This window comes from Tissierella pigra (assembly GCF_009695605.1).
In the GTDB taxonomy this organism is placed as follows: Bacteria; Bacillota; Clostridia; order Tissierellales; family Tissierellaceae; genus Tissierella; species Tissierella pigra.
Genome location: NZ_VUNQ01000099.1, coordinates 1 through 2,534 on the forward strand (window position 1 = coordinate 1; position 2,534 = coordinate 2,534).

Sequence of the window (2,534 nt, forward strand, 5' to 3'; positions counted from 1 at the left end):
TGAAAAAGAACCTCCTTGGTGTATGGTTTCTCGATAATTCCATTAAACCAAATGAGGCTCTTTTTTTCATTAATCAAATTTTACCATGTCAACTGGTATTTTTTATTTTGATGCAACACTAGAAGACCTTATGGTCTGTTTTTTATGGTGGGCCTTCAGGGACTCGAACCCCGGACCTACCGGTTATGAGCCGGGCGCTCTAACCGACTGAGCTAAAGGCCCATAGTATATAAATTATTATAAACTATGGTGGACCTAGGTGGACTCGAACCACCGACCTCACGCTTATCAGGCGTGCGCTCTAACCACCTGAGCTACAGGTCCAAAAGTTTCGCAGTTTCGCAACTAAAATCTATTTACTCGTTATACTTATATAGATTTGATGCTCATTGCGTTTGACCTACATTAGCTTACTATCGTTCGCCGGTTAGGTCATATATGGTGGGCACAACAGGGCTCGAACCTGTGACCCCCTGCTTGTAAGGCAGGTGCTCTCCCAACTGAGCTATGCGCCCATATTATATTTTTTTAATTTAATTGGCAGGGGTGGCAGGATTTGAACCCACGACATTCGGTTTTGGAGACCGACGTTCTGCCACTGAACTACACCCCTACAAGTAATAATGGTGGGCCTTCAGGGACTCGAACCCCGGACCTACCGGTTATGAGCCGGGCGCTCTAACCGACTGAGCTAAAGGCCCCAAAAACAAACATGGTGCCCGGAGCCGGAATCGAACCAGCGACACGTAGATTTTCAGTCTACTGCTCTACCGACTGAGCTATCCGGGCACGTTTAAATTTATTGAATCGTTTTTACTTATCCATAATTCTTGCCTAACCTATGAAAACTGATTAAATTAGGTTATAAATGGTGGGCCTTCAGGGACTCGAACCCCGGACCTACCGGTTATGAGCCGGGCGCTCTAACCGACTGAGCTAAAGGCCCCTACCATACTTGGCGGAGAAGGAGGGATTTGAACCCTCGCGCCCCGTGAAGGACCTACTCCCTTAGCAGGGGAGCCTCTTCAGCCACTTGAGTACTTCTCCATAGTATTATGGAACTAAATTTATTTATTTGGCGGAGAGGGTGGGATTCGAACCCACGTGGGCTTGCACCCTAACGGTTTTCAAGACCGCCCCGTTATGACCGCTTCGGTACCTCTCCATATGGTGATCCATCCGCGACTCGAACGCGGGACACCCTGATTAAAAGTCAGGTGCTCTACCGACTGAGCTAATGGATCATGATTATTTGATATAATAGCAGATGTGATATATCTCTCCGATTGAACTTACCAATCAAGGACTAAGCGATGTACATAAAATCGAAAACTACGATTTTGGTCCCCTGCTTATACCGACATGAGCTAATGGATCATATATAATTGTTATTTATTTCAATGGCTGGGGTGACAGGACTCGAACCTGTGGAATGCTAGAGTCAAAGTCTAGTGCCTTACCGACTTGGCTACACCCCATCATTTGGCGCGCCTAGGAGGATTCGAACCCCCGGCACACGGATTAGAAGTCCGTTGCTCTATCCTACTGAGCTATAGGCGCAAATTTATTTTTTTAGATTTATAACAAATCTATGGAGCGGGTGAAGGGAATCGAACCCTCGCAACCAGCTTGGAAGGCTGGGGCTCTACCACTGAGCTACACCCGCGTATTAAATTATAATGGTGGAGGAGACTGGATTCGAACCAGTGAAAGCTTAGCTAACGGATTTACAGTCCGTCCCCTTTAGCCACTTGGGTACTCCTCCTCATTGTGGAGCTGGCGAGAGGAATTGAACCCCCAACCTACTGATTACAAGTCAGTTGCTCTGCCGATTGAGCTACGCCAGCATTTGTTAAATTTGCTTCTTGTATTAAAGTTGTAATGGCGACCTGGAAGGGACTCGAACCCTCGACCTCCAGCGTGACAGGCTGGCATTCTAACCAACTGAACTACCAGGCCATTTATGGTGGGCACAACAGGGCTCGAACCTGTGACCCCCTGCTTGTAAGGCAGGTGCTCTCCCAACTGAGCTATGCGCCCATAAATGGTGACCCCACCGGGATTCGAACCCGGGTTACCGCCGTGAAAGGGCGATGTCTTAACCGCTTGACCATGGGGCCTTATTTATTTGGTAGCGGCGAACGGATTTGAACCGCTGACACTGCGGGTATGAACCGCATGCTCTAGCCAACTGAGCTACGCCGCCAAATTTTTTAGTGTTTCTATATTGACTTCTTTAAAAATTATGGTTGCGGGAGCCGGATTTGAACCGACGACCTCCGGGTTATGAGCCCGACGAGCTGCCAGACTGCTCCATCCCGCGGCATTATATTAATATACTACTTCTCTATACATATTATATATGTATCGTTTTACACCCTTAACTCTTTTATAATTCAGAATTAATTGGTGCCGGAGACCGGAATCGAACCGGTACGATCGGTGAGGATCGCAGGATTTTAAGTCCTGTGCGTCTGCCTGTTCCGCCACTCCGGCGTTTTTTATGTTTCTAATGGCTCTTGGGGTGGGACTCG

The 2,534-nt window shown here is 47.6% G+C and carries 21 tRNA genes; all 21 read right to left on the reverse strand.

The features are described 5' to 3' along the window. Nucleotides 1-145: 145 nt before the first annotated feature. Nucleotides 146-222, reverse strand: a tRNA-Ile gene (locus FYJ83_RS19355). A gap of 25 nt (nucleotides 223-247) precedes the next feature. After that, nucleotides 248-324, reverse strand: a tRNA-Ile gene (locus FYJ83_RS19360). Between the two features lie 115 nt (nucleotides 325-439). After that, nucleotides 440-515: transfer RNA gene (locus FYJ83_RS19365), tRNA-Val, on the reverse strand. Nucleotides 516-538: 23 nt separating this feature from the next. Then, a tRNA-Trp gene (locus FYJ83_RS19370) sits at nucleotides 539-613 on the reverse strand. Nucleotides 614-624: 11 nt separating this feature from the next. Further along, a tRNA-Ile gene (locus FYJ83_RS19375) sits at nucleotides 625-701 on the reverse strand. Nucleotides 702-713: 12 nt separating this feature from the next. After that, a tRNA-Phe gene (locus FYJ83_RS19380) sits at nucleotides 714-789 on the reverse strand. A gap of 80 nt (nucleotides 790-869) precedes the next feature. Beyond that, nucleotides 870-946, reverse strand: a tRNA-Ile gene (locus FYJ83_RS19385). A 10-nt stretch (nucleotides 947-956) separates the two neighbouring features. Further along, nucleotides 957-1,047: transfer RNA gene (locus tag FYJ83_RS19390), tRNA-Ser, on the reverse strand. 29 nt (nucleotides 1,048-1,076) lie between these two features. After that, nucleotides 1,077-1,165, reverse strand: a tRNA-Ser gene (locus FYJ83_RS19395). A gap of 3 nt (nucleotides 1,166-1,168) precedes the next feature. Beyond that, nucleotides 1,169-1,244 (reverse strand) — tRNA-Lys (locus FYJ83_RS19400). 157 nt (nucleotides 1,245-1,401) lie between these two features. Further along, nucleotides 1,402-1,478 (reverse strand) — tRNA-Gln (locus FYJ83_RS19405). A gap of 5 nt (nucleotides 1,479-1,483) precedes the next feature. Next, nucleotides 1,484-1,560: transfer RNA gene (locus tag FYJ83_RS19410), tRNA-Arg, on the reverse strand. 32 nt (nucleotides 1,561-1,592) lie between these two features. Continuing rightward, nucleotides 1,593-1,666: transfer RNA gene (locus FYJ83_RS19415), tRNA-Gly, on the reverse strand. 14 nt (nucleotides 1,667-1,680) lie between these two features. Then, nucleotides 1,681-1,765 (reverse strand) — tRNA-Tyr (locus tag FYJ83_RS19420). 6 nt (nucleotides 1,766-1,771) lie between these two features. Next, nucleotides 1,772-1,847, reverse strand: a tRNA-Thr gene (locus tag FYJ83_RS19425). Between the two features lie 35 nt (nucleotides 1,848-1,882). Beyond that, nucleotides 1,883-1,959: transfer RNA gene (locus FYJ83_RS19430), tRNA-Asp, on the reverse strand. 5 nt (nucleotides 1,960-1,964) lie between these two features. Further along, a tRNA-Val gene (locus FYJ83_RS19435) sits at nucleotides 1,965-2,040 on the reverse strand. 5 nt (nucleotides 2,041-2,045) lie between these two features. Then, nucleotides 2,046-2,120 (reverse strand) — tRNA-Glu (locus FYJ83_RS19440). Between the two features lie 9 nt (nucleotides 2,121-2,129). Continuing rightward, nucleotides 2,130-2,206: transfer RNA gene (locus FYJ83_RS19445), tRNA-Met, on the reverse strand. A 40-nt stretch (nucleotides 2,207-2,246) separates the two neighbouring features. Continuing rightward, nucleotides 2,247-2,323: transfer RNA gene (locus FYJ83_RS19450), tRNA-Met, on the reverse strand. A gap of 84 nt (nucleotides 2,324-2,407) precedes the next feature. Beyond that, a tRNA-Leu gene (locus FYJ83_RS19455) sits at nucleotides 2,408-2,496 on the reverse strand. Nucleotides 2,497-2,534 lie beyond the last annotated feature (38 nt).